Below are 14,880 nucleotides of genomic sequence, written 5' to 3'. Positions count from 1 at the left end.
GAATACCGTCTTGTCCCCACGAAGATGGTTTCAGAAAGAGCATGGAATGCGACCTATTGTTGACTGTCGATTGCCTTGGAAACGGCTGCTAATTGCGAGCGGGTTAGCCTTGTGTTGGCTGGGTGGTGTCGCATTGGCCCAGGAAGCAGGAGCGACAGCACCGCCCGAAAATCCTGCGACTGACGGAGAACTCGATCTTCGCGAATTATTCCGAGCGGGCGGACTGATTGGTGTGATCATTGTTGGGCTGAGCGTTGCGACGGTGGCGTTGGTCGTCGAGCACCTGCTAAGCATTCGACGAACGGCATTGATGCCAAAGGGACTCGCGGAGAACGCCCATAATCTGATTCTTCAGGGACAATTCAACGAAGTCAAACAGGTTTGTCTGGATCATCCGAGTTTTCTGGGGAGTGTGATTGCGGCAGGTGTTTCCGAAGCGGAAATCGATTATTCGTCGATCGAAAAAGCGATGGAAGACTCTGCGACGGAACAGTCGGCTCGGTTGTTCCGCAAGATCGAGTATCTGAACGTCATCGGCACACTGGCCCCGATGCTCGGGCTTCTCGGAACCGTGTGGGGCATGATCAACGCGTTCTTGGAATTCGAAGCCAAATCGAACCCCCAAGTTTCGGAGCTGGCACCGGGGATTTATAAGGCACTCGTCACCACGTTACTTGGGCTGAGCGTCGCTGTGCCGGCGTTCGCTGCGTTCGCATTCTTCCGCAACCGGATCGACGAGTTAGTCGCGGAAAGTTCGCTAACTGCCGAACAGGTCTTTGCAGATTATCGACGCCAACTCATTCAACGTCGTCGCGCCAATGCTCAACGACGTCGCAGCAGTGAAACACCATAAATCGACGGTCTCGATCGTTTCCTACTCTGCAATTTGCCTTGACGAAGTGGTTCGACAATGCGGATTCCAACCCGCCAATCACGAACAAGTTTACGATTCAACGTGACGCCGTTGATCGATATTGTCTTCCTGCTGATTATCTTCTTCCTGGTTGCCAGCCACTTCGTCCGTAGTGACAACGCCGACCCCGTCGATCTGCCGGAAGCAACTCAAGAAGAGATCGACGATCCGCAGGCCTTGCCTATGGTGGTCACGGTCACGGCGGATCGTGAGTGGCGAGTGCGTGGTCGCACGGTCGATGCGGCCGAGTTCGACCATCTGGTTCAGGTCGCGAAACGAGAGCAAGGCAACCGGTTGGAGGTTCATTTGCGAGTTGACAAAACAGTTCCGTTCCGGTTTGTCGAACCAATCATGATTGCATGTGCCAAGTTTGGCGTGACCTTCAAGTATGCAGTCACATTGAAATAGCGTGTGTGAGGTAGAAATATCTCGCACGAGGAACCGACGTCCATGCGTGTGCCTAACTCTCGTCGCGATCGCAGCCTTCGGTCAGACCAAGCCATGACGCCGATGATCGACGTCGTTTTTTTGCTGCTGATTTTCTTTGTCTGCGCGTCGCTGGGAAGCAAACCCGAGTCGCTATTGGGCATCGATCTTTCGCAAGGTACGACGGAGACGATCGATCTCAATCCACCCACCGAACCGGATCCGACGGTCACGGAACTATGGCTCAAGCTGTATCCGAGTCCGACGGGGAATGCGACATTTGTGGAGTTGAATCAACGCGAGTTTCAGAGTTTGGACGACCTTGAATCTGCGCTCAAGAGTCTTGGTGAAATCGCGGCTGACAGCCCGGTGATTCTCGATGTCGATGGGGATGTTGTCGCCGGGGATTGGGTGCGTGTCGATGACGCATGCCGAGCCGCTGGGTTCGAAAGTATTCAGTATGCCGCCGATCGATCCGAGCTGATTCCCGGAACACGTAAGTGAGACAAAAAAACAGCCACCGGTTATTCAAACCCGGCGGCTGTTACTGTTCACTTCGAATGGAAGCGATTTATTTTGCAGCTTTGAAGGCATCGCGAAGGTCGCGAATCTGGTCGTGTTGTTTCTTGACGCGAACGTACTGGGCTTGGATGACATCGTTCATCGCGCTACCAGCGGTGTCTTTCAACACTTCTTCGTAAGCCTCTTTAATCTCGTCTTCACCACGTTCGGCTTCTGCGAGAATTGAGTAGGAATCGCCGTCGCTGAACAAGGCACGAACGTCGAGCCAAATCCGGTGCATTGCAGCCATGACCGAGCCATCGTCTTCCGCGTCTTTGCCGTTCCACTCGACGTAGTTTTGCAGTTCGGTGGCCATCTCAGATCGTTCCTGAGCGATGGCTTGGAATAGCGTTTTCAGCCGGGCATCTTCGACTTCGTCAGCGGCTTCGCGGAATCCATCATAGGAATCGATGTTGTAGCGAATTAGCTTCTGAAGGCCGTTGATCGTTTCTTCTCGCAAATCGGATTTCGTTTCCAAACTCATTGTTGCACTCCGTATTCTGTTGAATGGCATCAACCAAGACTCTGCCAAACCATTGACATTGTCAGGTCAGCCGTATTTCACATTGTTAACGGGAGTTGCAAAGTCCGTACCAATTTTAGAATGAACCGTGAATTTGTCTGATGAGTAGCCTAATAAGCCAAACCCCTACTACTTATACGTTCCGAAAAAAGGTTAAAGATGAAAAATGAGAGATGAGAATCGTACTCCGCCAATTCATTGTTCCGTGTCAATATTGGTTGTGAATCAATCATCATGGTCGGTGAACTGGCATGATTTTTTCGATATGCGGTTTTGGACCAATTCCTCCGTCGTCTTCGACACCTGCTGTTGAGCTTTTTCATGAAAACCGATCGTAAACCCATGATGTATAATGCGTTATATATCGCATTAAATCTCCCCCTGTCTCAGGGTGCCATGAATTCGCGGTTGCATACGGAAAAAGGAACGCTATTTGCAATTCCATTCTTCATCAACCAACGTAGTTCTTAACAGTGAGATTTCCCATGAATCGATCACTTGCTAAACACGACCATGAAAAAGAAAATAACGGAGTCGCAATCCGTTACATCGCAATCGGTGCGGCGCTCGTCATTTGGAGTGCGACATGGTTACTGTATTTGCTCGCCCCTGAACTGATGAGCGGTTGGGCGTATGTCGCAGTTGCCATCGTTTGTACTGGGCTTGTCATGACCTTTGCAGGTTATCAGTACATTAAGCTCAACCGGGAGGCCGATCGCGCCGAAATTGATGAGGCGAAGGAACTGTCCGAGCACGAACGGAAGCAAAATCGTGATCGGCCAGTCGCGCGGCCCGAAACCGGGTCTACCTACGAGGAGTACCGCGTCGATCGTCAGCTTTCCTCCCATGCGTAGTGTATGTCGGGGCTGTGTGCCTAAAGATGGGTGAGTTTTGCGTGGCTTTGCCCGGCGTAAGACTGATCGCACCACCTTGACGGACGTCGCACACGATTGCAGCGAGGTCGTCCGATGTGCCTGAATCGTGTGTCAACGTGCCAGACAGAATTGTCGTGTAAGGTACGGTAGATCAATTGGCTCGTCATGAGATACGATGGAGGCCCTGACGACATCGTCGCCGCAGTTTGCGAGGATGAGATGAGCAATGTGAGAATTCAATGCCGGATCCACTGACAGCGGAATGGTGGCAACACCACACCCCGCAGATCTTAGAAACCATCCAGACACCGTTGTTGATCATTGATGACCGGCAACGGTTGCTTTGGTGTAATTCGACTCTGCTCGACCTGTTTCAGTGGGATTGGGACGACTCGCGTGGACGTTCGATTCTGGCACTCCCGAATTCTCCTGCGGACTCCAAACCGCTGCAGAAGTTGATTGCCGAGACATTCCAACGGTCACGACCTGCTCAAAATTGCGAACTTGAGATGCGTCTGGCCAGTGGCAGTCGGCGGAGTTTCGTCGTTAACTCTCAGCCGCTCGTGGCGAAGCCGAACACCAAACCCGACAAGGTGCTGTTGGTGTTCTTCGACGTGACCGAACAACGCCGCGTCAATGCCCAGCAAGCACGTTTAGCAGCCCTAGTCGAATCGTCCGACGATGCCATCATTGCGAAGACATTTGATGATCGGATTGTCGACTGGAATGCCGGTGCGGAAAAAATCTACGGCTATACGTCCGAAGAAGCCGTCGGCCAACATATTTCACTGGTCGTACCCTCCGACCGTTTGGCAGAGGCCGCGAGGTTTCGTCAAACTTTGCTCCGCGGAAAATTGGTTCGCAACCGGGAAACGATCCGTGTTCGCAAGGATGGCCAACGGATTCACGTCAGTCTGACCATGTCGCCGATTCTCGATATCAACGGGAACATGGTGCTGGTTTCTACGATCGAACGCGACATCAGCCGCCGGGTACAACGCGAGCAGGAATTGAAGATCGCCAAAGACGAGGCGGAAAGAGCCAGCCGCGCACATGGCGAGTTTTTGGCCAACGTCAGTCACGAGTTGCGAACTCCGATGAATGCCATCATCGGGATGGCCGACCTGTCGTTGGATTTCGATCTTTCCGATGAACTCCGCGATTATCTTCAAACGATCCGGACGTCAGCTGGCGTGCTGATGGATCTACTCAACGATGTCTTAGACTTCTCCAAACTCGATTCCGGCAATTTTGAAATCGAGAACGCTCCGTTTGAGCTTCAAGATATCGTTGACACTACCATGAAGGCGGTGAGCTTGCCGGCCTACGAAAAGGGATTGGAATTAATCTGTAACATCGATCGCGGCGTGCCTTTGTCGTTGGTTGGAGACTCGCTGCGATTGCGACAGGCAATTTCCAATTTGCTATCGAACGCAGTGAAATTCACGGATTCCGGCGAGGTCGAATTGAGTGTATCGCTCGCGGAACGGCGTAATGATGTGGTTCGTTTGCGGTTCCAAGTTCGGGATACGGGGATCGGAATCGCGGCGGAACATCAAGCAAAGATATTCGCGCCGTTCACCCAGGCCGATGCTTCGTCGACGAGAACCTATGGCGGCACCGGTCTGGGATTAGCCATCGTAACGCAGCTTGTCGAATTGATGGACGGCAAACTGACTCTCAAAAGTGACTTGGGTCGCGGTAGCACGTTTACGTTCGATGCGAAGTTTCGCGTGTCCCAACAATTAGCCGATATGAGTGGCCCCGACGACGTCCAACTTTCCTCCATCGAGAACATGCCGGTGCTGATTGTCGATGACAATCAGACCAGTCGTAAGATGCTCGAACGGACGTTGGAAGGTTGGTCGATGAAACCGGTCACCGTTTCCAGTGGGAAAGAAGCACTCAAACTGCTCAACACCCAACAGGAGAATGGCGAACCATTTCCGTTAGTCATTCTTGACGCTTTAATGCCAGAGGTCGACGGCTTCACCCTGGCGGAGCGAATTCAGAAGCATCCTGAGTTCGCGGAATCGACAGTGCTCATGCTGTCGTCAGCAGATCGGCAGACATTCCGCGATCGCATTAAAGACCTTTCAATCGATGCATTCTTGGAGAAGCCGGTTACCCAATCGGACCTGTGGGACACAATTGCGTCATTTTTGGGGGAAAGTCCATTAAGGAAAACACCGCAATTTCAGAAAGAGCTGCAGCAACCTGCTCATCGAAAGTTGCGAATTCTCCTAGCTGAGGATACGCCCGCAAATCAGAAGGTTGTCGTTAAGCTTTTGGAAAAGCGCGGGCATTCTGTTAAGGTGGCGACAAATGGACGCAGTGCTCTAGAACACATCACCGAGGATGCTCGGGGGTTTGACTTGGTGCTAATGGATGTCCAGATGCCAATCATGGACGGTCTGCAAGCAACGGCCCGCATTCGTGAATTGTCGGACGAGCAACTCCGCAACATTCCGATCATCGCCATGACTGCTCACGCGATGCGAGGTGATCGAGAAAAATGTTTGGCTGCTGGGATGGATGGATATCTTTCGAAACCCGTCGACGCCCGTAAGCTGATTACACTCATCGAGGGCCACGGCTTTCGAGACCATCAAACTGAGGAACGCACCGGAATGGACACCTATTCCTGGGACGCCAGACCATCCGACGAATTACTTGACCTCGACGGTGCCTTGACCCGGCTAGGTGGCGATAAGTCTCTACTGGCCGACATGCTGGAATTCTTTATCGAAGACATTCCACCATTGCTCGAACAAATTCGCCAAAGTTCCTTGGAACGCAATTTAGAAACGCTAGAGCGCGATGCCCATAGCTTAAAGGGCTTGCTATCGAATTTCGATTCGTCGCAAACGGTGTCTGAATTAGCTGCCAGAATTCAAGAGCTCGCACATACCGGGCATATCGACGCTGCGATCGCGTTGGTTCCTAAGCTGGAACGTCGCAGTCGACGAATGGTCGAGGCAGCCGAACTCGCATTGGAGAATCGAGCCGAATTATTCGACTCGTGAAGAGCACCGCTAGCAGCCAATACAGGGGAACGGTGCGTTACTCTAAATCGTCATCGACATTGATCACTTGTTCGATGGAAATCCCCAAAGAGCGAATTTTGTTTCGCAAGCTTCCCCGCGTGATTCCCAAGATTCGCGATGCCTGCGATTGGTTCCCAGACGTGAAATCGAGCACGCGTCCCAATAGGTAACGCTCGACGAAATCGATCGTTTGTTCGTGCAGATTCTGCGTATCACGAGAGAGATGCTGACGCACAAAACCGGCAAGGTCGCTTTCCGGGCTACCCATCGGTTGTGGGCTTTCGCCCGATGCAGTCGAGCTGGGCTTATCTTGCGAACTTCTGACTTTCGCAGGCAGAAAGTCCGGGACGATGACTGTTCCCGTTGCGTTGAGCAATGACTGACGAATGACGCTTTGCAACTCTCGAACGTTACCCGGCCAGGAGTATTTTTTCAGCAGATCACCCGCTTCAGGTGAAATGCCTTCGATTAGGTCTTTGCCCAATTCGGGACTGAGTCGCGTGAGGAAATACTTGATCAAGATTTCGAGATCGCCACCACGTTCGCTGAGCGGAGGAAGGTTGATCGTAAATCCGTTGAGACGGTAGAATAGGTCTTCTCGGAAACTGCCGTCTTCGACCATTTCCTCGAGGTTTCGGTTCGTGGCGGCAATGATGCGAACATCGGTTTGCAGCGTTTGATTGCCACCGACCCGTTCGAATTTCTGCTCTTGGAGCAGCCGCAGAACTTTGCTTTGAACAAGCGGTGCCATATCACCGACTTCGTCGAGGAAAATCGTTCCGCCGTCGCATTGTTCGAACTTCCCGATTCGTCGGGAATCAGCCGAAGTGAACGCGCCTTTTTCGTGACCGAACAGTTCGCTTTCCAGCAATGCATCGGGCAGGGCCGCACAGTTGACGGCCATAAAGCTCTTATTGACCCGCGGACTGTGCTGATAGATTGCTCGCGCGACTAACTCTTTCCCTGTTCCACTTTCGCCGCGAATGAGGACCGTAACATTCTGAGCGGCGACTCGCCCGATCTGAGCGTAGACGGCGACCATTTTGTCGCTGCGACCGACGAGCAAATCGGAGTTGTGTGCTGAATCTTCGCCTTTGCCGATCGCGACCGGCGTATTCATCAGTCGACGCGTGTCCAACGCTTTTTTGACGAGCTGAGTGACACTCGGCAAGTCGAGTGGTTTGACGAGGTAATCGAACGCACCGAGTTGCATGGCTTCGATGACGGTTTCACTACTACTCCCGGCAGTGATGAAGATCACGGGGAGCTTGCTATCGATCGAATGAATCTCGCGGAAGATTTCGAGTCCCGAAGTCCCTGGCAACATAATGTCGAGCAGCACGCAATCCGGCCGCTCGTCGCGGATGACCGACAGAGCCGTGGCCGCGTTGTTCGCCGTAAGCACTTCGTAATCCGACAACGATTTGCGGATTTGATGGAGAATCGTACGATCGTCGTCAACGACGAGAACAGCCGCCATTCATTCGCCTTCTAAAAGAAGCAAGCTAAACCACCTGAACAAACCCTTCCAAAACGACACCACAGATCATAATCTGCAGGAACGGAAACGTCCAAGAATATCGAATCACTATCCGATCAATTCCGAAATGTTCCGACTTCAATTGCGTCAGAGGAGTGTTGTTCGATCTAACGAGCAGAGGTAACTTACGTCGAGTTTACCAATTTCGAGTGAATTCGTCTTCTTCGTCTCGGGTTGCATCCCAATTTTGCTGGCTGGCGTCTTCCGTAGAGCCGTTTTGATTGGCGAAATTTTCGGGCGTAACGGTTGCCGCGACAAGATGTTCATCTAACTCGGCATGACCGCCTTGGACGAGGCGGCGGGTCATAAACACCTCGCCGACCAAAATCGCGAGGAATGCCAACATCAGAAATCGAAACAACTCGACATTCGGGGCGTCATCGTAAAGTCGATCGATGAGTTCATCACGTCCGGACAGAAAACTCAACCGACCATCCCGTTCAAGCGATAGACGATCCGCTTCGGTGAGCGGCGTCAAATCCGATTCGCTTCGGTCGAAATTGACGACGAAGTACTCGGGCGGGTTTCTAATCGCCTGCGGATTGTCGAGTAAGCGATAGACGCCGGGCAAGTCCGTATCGTTCAAACGGAGCGAGAGCCGACCGTATTCATCTTCAATCGGCGTCGGTGGACGATCGTTACCGGCAGGGTCGCGGAACACGTACTGGGAAGAATCCACATTGGAATCGACCGGCATTCCGATTGGATAGCCGGATTCCGTGTTGCGTCCGGAGCGTTGTCCCGCAAGATAAAAGAGCAATTCATGCATCAATGGCACAAAAACGTCCCGCCTGGCGGCCAATGTATTCCAGCCGGATCGTAAGTCGCAGGGGGACGTCGCCATTACCACGCGTCCAGAGCCGAAGCGTTTTTCGATCAGCCAAGGTTCACCGGATGCAATCTGAGCTGCCACAGTCGGAAGAGCTTCAATTTCGTCTTCGTTTAGCGGTTGAGCAGGGGGCGGAAGTTCTGTGCCCCACCATTTTTGAAACCGCACCGTGTGCAATTCTCCGCCTTTATCTTGACGATGCATTGTCAGCCAAGTCGAGTCCAAACTCCCGTTGAGTACGTTCACGCCGGCGTCATCGGTTTGAATGTTCGTCAAACGATAAGGCACCAAACCGTTCCCGCCTGCGAAGCCGTTCGAGTTATAGTGGGCTGAATCGACCTGGTCTCCCAAGGTGACAAACATTCCCCCACCGCGTTGCACGTAATTCTCGAGCCGTTTCCATTCATTCGCTGGTAGTTGCCGGACATCTGCAAGCACAACGGCACGGTAATCTTCGAGATTCGGAGGTTGTGCGATGTATGTGGAAACGGGAATCGTTGTGGCCTGAATCAACGGGGTTTCCGCGACGGATGGCGTTAATGCTGCCCGAAGGAAGAACGTTTCACTTTGAGTCGGTTCGAGTGATGAATCGCCATCGATCAGCAAGACCGGCAACGCTTTCTCGACGACCACAACCGCATCCGTTCGGTTATCGCCGGGCAACGCGTCGTTCTCGACAATGACACTCACAAGGTGCGAACCGACGGTCGGAAACCGATATTCGAACTCGAGCGTCTCTTCCTCGCCAGGGGCTAAAGAGATCGTACGACGTTGGTCGGCGAGGCGTTGACCGTCGACTTCCAAGTCCACTTGACGCACCGATTGCCCCGCTCCCGATCCGTATCGGCTGATCTTCGTTTGCAGACGGATCGGAAAACTGGGAACTGTCAATTCCCGGGAAAGTTCAATGCGGTCGACCATGTAGTTGGCCCGTTCGGACATGGCGGTCGGGTCGGCATGGGCGTCATCGATCTTGGTGACGTCGGCCACCCAAATTCGCGGTGGAAACTTCGCTTGTGCGACCGCATCGTCCACACGTGCCCATGTCGAGTTTTCTTGGGCCCGCCATCCAAGTGCCTGACCATCGGTGAGAACCACCACCTCTCGCGAAGTGTTTGTGCCTTGGCTCAGCATGTTGACCGCAGTCGCAACGGCTGCTGATAAATCGGAAGACCCCGACGGTGAGGGGATCGCGTCGAGTTCTTCGCGAACGAGTTCGATATCGTGGGTCGGTGTCGGAATGATTGTGCGTACCTGATCACGACAATCGATCAAAGTGATTGTGTCGCCACCGCGAAGTTCATCGAGGAACCGGTGCGCCCAACGGATCGCCGCTTGATGTGGCGTGAGTCCTCCCCCTTCAAAACCCATGCTGTAGGAGCTGTCGATCACCAGCACAATGTCTCGTGATTTCCGTTCCGCCAGCGAAGAAAACCAACGACTGCTCACCCACGGTCGAGCCAACGCAAAGACAATCAACGCGATCAACGCCATCCGTAGCAGCATCAACAGAAGCTGTTCCAGACGCAGTTTTCGACGCTGATTGCGACCGAGTTCGAGAAACTGCATCGCCCCCCATTGCACGATGTCATACCGGCGTTTACTGATGAGATGCACGAGAATCGGCAAGGATAAGCCGAGCAATCCCAATAGCATCGCCGGATTGAAAAAGTGGTTCATGGTGGAACGTTCGCGGTCTTCGTCTGGGCAATGTTAGCAGGCGACGTTTTCGATTATTACAGTTTAGAGCGTTTGTAGAGTATCCCGCACGGCATCGTCGCCGACAACGGGTTGGCTGCAAACTCCGAGTTCGCAAACATAGAGCGTGGGTTGGCCATCGACGATCGTTTTTCCGTCGATCAATGGTTCAACAACCGTGCTCAGGGAATCCGCAGAACTCGCGGCGACCGCGACTTTGTTCGGAACGAATCGTTTGTGGAGTTCTCGAAGATAGATGTCTGTAGAATCAGCGAACAGCACGCATTCGTGCGTGGGACCGGTCAGGAAATCGAAGGCGATGATGGACTGTCCCGATGCCGACGGCGCATACATCATTTGTCCCGCGAACATTTCCAGAGTGCGGACCGCTACGTCTTCCCATTCGGAACGTCCGGTGAGTCGCGACAACTTCAGTAAGGCGGTCGCAGCCATTGCGTTCCCGGATGGCGTTGCATTGTCTTGACTGTCTTTCTGCCGCACAATCAACTGTTCGTGATCAACGCTCGTATAGAAAAATCCGGCGTGCTCGGTATCGGCAAATTGCTCCAGCATGCGGTCCGCCAACGCGACTGCTGCTTCGATCCAACGATTATTGAACGTCGTCTGGTACAGTTCGACAAGACCGTCAATCAAACAGGCATAGTCATCGAGATACGCATTGAACCGGGCTCGACCGTCTTTATAGCTATGGAGCAAGTGGTGATCGTGGTTACAGAGAGAATCTAATAGGAATGCGGCACTGTTCTCTGCAGCGTTCGCGTAACGAGTATCGCCCAGCACACGTGCTCCCAACGCCATTGCTGCGATCATTAAACCGTTCCACGATGTGAGAATCTTCTCGTCGCGTCCCGGTTTGATACGTTGTTCGCGGACGTCGTAAAGAATCTGTCGGCAATCGGCTAGCAGGTCGTTTTCGGAATCCGAGAAGCCCAAGCCGTGCGTGGTCCGATTGAGGATCGTCTTTCCTTCCCAATTCCCGTTCGCGGTGACGTCGTAGGCTTTTGCAAAGATCTCGGCACGTTCCGATCCGAGATGCTCGCGAATTTCATCGAGCGTCCAGACAAAGAACTTGCCTTCTTCACCTTCGCTGTCTGCATCTTGTGTGCTGTAAAAGCCGCCGTCAGGGGCCGTCATTTCACGCAGGGTGTAATCCAGCGTTTCCCGAGCAATGCGGGCGTATTCATCGTTTCCAGTGGTTTGATAGGCTTCGAGATACGCCGGCACGAGCAGGGCATTATCGTAGAGCATCTTCTCGAAATGCGGGGCCAGCCACATGGCATCGGTGGAGTAGCGGTGGAATCCGCCGCCGAGATGATCGTAAATTCCGCCTGCCGCCATTTTATCGAGCGTCAGTGTAACCGCGGCGAGTGTGTCCGCGTTGTTGCTTCGTTTGTAGCAGCGAAGAAGCACACGTAGATCAAACGGATGTGGAAACTTCGGTGCCGACCCAAACCCGCCGTGACGTTGGTCGACTGAACTCAGAAGTTTTTTCTCTGCGGTTGGTAGCAACTCTGCGTTAAGTTCACTGGCGGAAGAATCAAACGAATCCATTTCCCGGACAGCAGCCGTCAATTTGCCGGCTTGTTCGTGAACGTGTTCGTTACGAGTCGTCCAGGCCTCATGGACCGCCTTCAATATCTGCGGGAAACCGGGACGCTGGAATTTCGGTGCCGGTGGCCAATAAGTGCCGCCGTAGAACGGTTCGCCACTGGGAGTAAGAAACACACTCATGGGCCATCCGCCGCTGCCGGTCATCGCAACAACGGCGTTCATGTAAATCTGATCGAGGTCGGGGCGTTCTTCGCGATCGACTTTGATATTGACGAAGTACTCGTTCATCAGTTTCGCGATGTCGTCATTCTCGAAGCTCTCATGAGCCATGACATGACACCAATGACACGCGGAGTAACCGATCGAAAGGAAAATCGGTTTGTTTTGCTCGCGGGCAAGTTCGAGTGCTTCCGGCCCCCAGGGAAACCAGTCGACAGGATTGTCCGCATGCTGAAGCAAATACGGGCTGGTTTCGTTCGCCAGGCGGTTTGTGTTCGATGACGGTTGGTGAGCCATTCCAATTGACAATCTGAAAAGTAACGTCGGCTGGAACTCGTCCCAGCATGGATGTGTCGAGAATTACCAGAGCATTTCCCAGCCTAAGCGTTCAACACGAGAGTCTCAAGCTGGACAGGACCTCTGAAACGGAGATGGAGACCTGGTCATGCACCAGGTTCAATCGATCTCGATGACTACGGGGGCGTGATCGGAAATCGTCAGACCGGCTTCGCGATGAACTTCAGCGGAGCGGAAATTCCTCGCGGCTTCCGCATTTCCCAAAAGGTAATCGATTCGCCACCCCCGATCGAGTTCACGAGCTCGGCCACGATTCGACCACCACGAATACGGGCCTTGGATGTCTCCGAAGTGCTCACGAACAAAATCTCGCCAACCGCTTGCGAGCAACTCGCCAAACCAGGCCCGCTCGTGTGGCAAGAAGCCCGAGTTCTTCTGATTGCCCTTCGCGTAAAAGATATCCTGCTCCGTGTGCGCGATGTTGAGATCGCCACCGACGATCACGGAACGACCGTCCTGATAACGCGATGCCATCCACGGGCCAAAGCGTTCCATCCACACTTCTTTGGCCGCCTGTCGATGTTCACCGGACGAACCGGACGGCAAATAAACACTGACAAAATCGGTATCTGCGATGCGAACTCGTAGTACGCGGCCTTCAGGGTCTTCGTCGTCGAGACCAGTGCCGATGACTTCGAACGGTTCACGCGACCATACCGCCACGCCGGCATAACCGCCTCGCTCCGCGGGATGCCAATGCACATGCCACCCTTCGGGCTCGGCCCATTCGTTCGGAAGTTGCTCCGGTCGACAACGAATCTCTTGGAGCATCAGCACGTCGGTCTGCAGTACAGACAAGTATTCCGCGAAACCTTTCCGCAAGGCCGCCCGGAGACCGTTTACATTCCAAGTTGTAATACGCATGAAAAATGGAGTTGAGGTTTTAGAATTGAGGAATTCTGGATGACACAGGCTTGGTCGTCGCCCAAATGTCGTCTGACTGTTGAAACTTTCGTGGAAACTGCGTGGGGAATTCAACCTCGTCGCGAGACATTTCTGGATTCAAGATGGTTCCGACTTGCGGACTTTGGCATAATTGGGGCATTCGAATTTGTCGCCCCTTGGAGGAGTTCGCTGATGCCCCGGTTTATCGTTGCCGCATTGTTGGTGCTGCTGTTCTCAGAGAGTACGTTTGCAGAACCGACTGTCATCGACGGTACGGAGTCCAAAACAATCGCGACATGTGGCAAAGGCTGGCTGGAAGAGATCAACGGCTATCGCGTGCTACACCTCAAGGGGACGCCGTACGAGATGGGGTTTCAGCATGGCACACTCTTGCGAGAGTCGGTGCGGGCGAACTTCGATTATCTGATCAATCAGAAAGGCAAAACGTCGCTCGTCGAATGGAAGGGCGTCAAAATTACGCCGGCAATGATGATTCGCATTATCGTTGAGATTCAACGCTCTTACGTGCCAGAGAAATACTTCGAAGAGCTCAAGGGACTCGCAGACGGCGCGGATATGCCCCTGGGGTCGGTCGAATTGGGCAACTTCATTCCTGAGCTGTTTCACTGCAGCGGTTTTGCCCTGATGAATTCGGCAACGACCGATGGCACGCTCCTTCACGGTCGTGTTCTAGACTATGCAACCGATTGGAAGCTGCAGGAACATGCGGTGCTTATCGTCGCGGAACCAGACGGTGGTATTCCCTTCGTGAACGTGTCGTACGCCGGTTTCATCGGTTCGGTGACCGGAATGAACGCCAAGCACGTTTCGATCGGCGAAATGGGTGGCGGCGGATTCGGGCGTTGGGCGGGCGTGCCGATGTCCTTCCTTGTGCGGGAAGTTCTGGAAAACGCAGGGTCCCTAGAAGATGCCATCAACGTGTTCCGCAACAACAAGCGGACCTGCGAATACTACTATGTCATCGCTGACGGGAAGTCGAACGAAGCGGTCGGAATGGAAGCGTCTTGGGATGTGTTGGAAGTTGTCAAACCGGGAACTTCGCACGAGTTGCTGCCGACTGCCGTCAAAGATTGTGCGTTGCTCTCCGCCGGTGAGCGGTACGAAGAACTTGTACGTCGCACGCAAGCGGGGCACGGTCAGATCGACGTGCCCAAAGCGTTGTCCCTGATGGATCGCGGAGTTGCGATGAAGTCCAACTTGCACAACGTCCTTTTTGCACCGAAGTCGACGAAACTGTGGGTCGCCAATGCCGCCCCCGATCGCCAACCGGCGGCTGACCAACCGTATTACTACTTTCAATTGACGGACCTCCTGCAACGGTCTCCCGGAAAATTGGCCTCGCAGCCGACGAGTGTCTCTGCGAAGTAAATCGGTAAGCGACCGAACTGTGTCGCTGGGTGGAACAACAGACCGG

The 14,880-nt window shown here is 53.4% G+C and carries 11 protein-coding genes; 6 read left to right on the top strand and 5 right to left on the bottom strand.

The features are described 5' to 3' along the window. The first annotated feature begins 46 nt into the window (after nucleotides 1-46). The 3 genes from AC5DDB_RS15640 to AC5DDB_RS15630 are packed head-to-tail and all read left to right on the top strand — an operon-like array spanning nucleotide 47 to nucleotide 1,843. Nucleotides 47-853: a MotA/TolQ/ExbB proton channel family protein gene (locus tag AC5DDB_RS15640; protein WP_491740672.1), complete on the top strand. Its 807-nt coding sequence runs from the start codon at nucleotides 47-49 to the stop codon at nucleotides 851-853. A 57-nt stretch (nucleotides 854-910) separates the two neighbouring features. Further along, nucleotides 911-1,321: an ExbD/TolR family protein gene (locus tag AC5DDB_RS15635; RefSeq protein WP_491740671.1), complete on the top strand. Its 411-nt coding sequence runs from the start codon at nucleotides 911-913 to the stop codon at nucleotides 1,319-1,321. Between the two features lie 42 nt (nucleotides 1,322-1,363). Beyond that, entirely contained in the window at nucleotides 1,364-1,843 is a 480-nt protein-coding gene (locus tag AC5DDB_RS15630; RefSeq protein ID WP_491740670.1) for an ExbD/TolR family protein, read from the top strand. 67 nt (nucleotides 1,844-1,910) lie between these two features. Here the strand turns inward: AC5DDB_RS15630 and AC5DDB_RS15625 are convergent, their stop codons facing one another. Then, on the bottom strand, nucleotides 1,911-2,384 hold the full coding sequence (locus tag AC5DDB_RS15625) for a PA2169 family four-helix-bundle protein (RefSeq protein WP_491740669.1): 474 nt from the start codon (nucleotides 2,382-2,384) through the stop codon (nucleotides 1,911-1,913). A gap of 524 nt (nucleotides 2,385-2,908) precedes the next feature. Here AC5DDB_RS15625 and AC5DDB_RS15620 point away from each other — a divergent pair. Together AC5DDB_RS15620 and AC5DDB_RS15615 are read left to right on the top strand one after the other, a co-directional pair. Beyond that, nucleotides 2,909-3,277 (top strand): hypothetical protein, encoded by a 369-nt coding sequence (locus tag AC5DDB_RS15620; RefSeq protein ID WP_491740668.1) that lies wholly within the window; start codon nucleotides 2,909-2,911, stop codon nucleotides 3,275-3,277. Nucleotides 3,278-3,537: 260 nt separating this feature from the next. After that, nucleotides 3,538-6,324, top strand: coding sequence for a response regulator (locus AC5DDB_RS15615; RefSeq protein ID WP_491740667.1), 2,787 nt, complete (start codon nucleotides 3,538-3,540; stop codon nucleotides 6,322-6,324). A 37-nt stretch (nucleotides 6,325-6,361) separates the two neighbouring features. On the opposite strand, the gene AC5DDB_RS15610 is transcribed toward AC5DDB_RS15615, so the two are convergent. The 4 genes from AC5DDB_RS15610 to AC5DDB_RS15595 all read right to left on the bottom strand — a co-directional run bounded on the left by AC5DDB_RS15610 (nucleotide 6,362) and on the right by AC5DDB_RS15595 (nucleotide 13,424). Further along, entirely contained in the window at nucleotides 6,362-7,825 is a 1,464-nt protein-coding gene (locus AC5DDB_RS15610) for a sigma-54-dependent transcriptional regulator (protein ID WP_491740666.1), read from the bottom strand. A 196-nt stretch (nucleotides 7,826-8,021) separates the two neighbouring features. Continuing rightward, nucleotides 8,022-10,394 carry a BatA domain-containing protein gene (locus tag AC5DDB_RS15605; RefSeq protein WP_491740665.1) on the bottom strand — a complete coding sequence of 791 codons (2,373 nt, stop codon included), beginning with the start codon at nucleotides 10,392-10,394 and terminating at the stop codon, nucleotides 8,022-8,024. A 63-nt stretch (nucleotides 10,395-10,457) separates the two neighbouring features. Next, the gene (locus AC5DDB_RS15600; protein ID WP_491740664.1) at nucleotides 10,458-12,500 is read right to left on the bottom strand and encodes a thioredoxin domain-containing protein; all 2,043 of its coding nucleotides are present in this window, start codon (nucleotides 12,498-12,500) and stop codon (nucleotides 10,458-10,460) included. 159 nt (nucleotides 12,501-12,659) lie between these two features. After that, nucleotides 12,660-13,424, bottom strand: a complete 765-nt coding sequence (locus AC5DDB_RS15595; RefSeq protein ID WP_491740663.1) for an exodeoxyribonuclease III — start codon at nucleotides 13,422-13,424, stop codon at nucleotides 12,660-12,662. Nucleotides 13,425-13,637: 213 nt separating this feature from the next. Here AC5DDB_RS15595 and AC5DDB_RS15590 point away from each other — a divergent pair, with 213 nt between their 5' ends. After that, nucleotides 13,638-14,834, top strand: a complete 1,197-nt coding sequence (locus AC5DDB_RS15590) for a C45 family autoproteolytic acyltransferase/hydrolase (RefSeq protein ID WP_491740662.1) — start codon at nucleotides 13,638-13,640, stop codon at nucleotides 14,832-14,834. The last annotated feature ends 46 nt before the right edge of the window (nucleotides 14,835-14,880 follow it).

The organism is Thalassoroseus sp. (assembly GCF_984380535.1).
The sequence above is the reverse complement of the archived record's forward strand: the minus strand, read 5'-3'. Positions and strand labels throughout refer to the sequence as shown.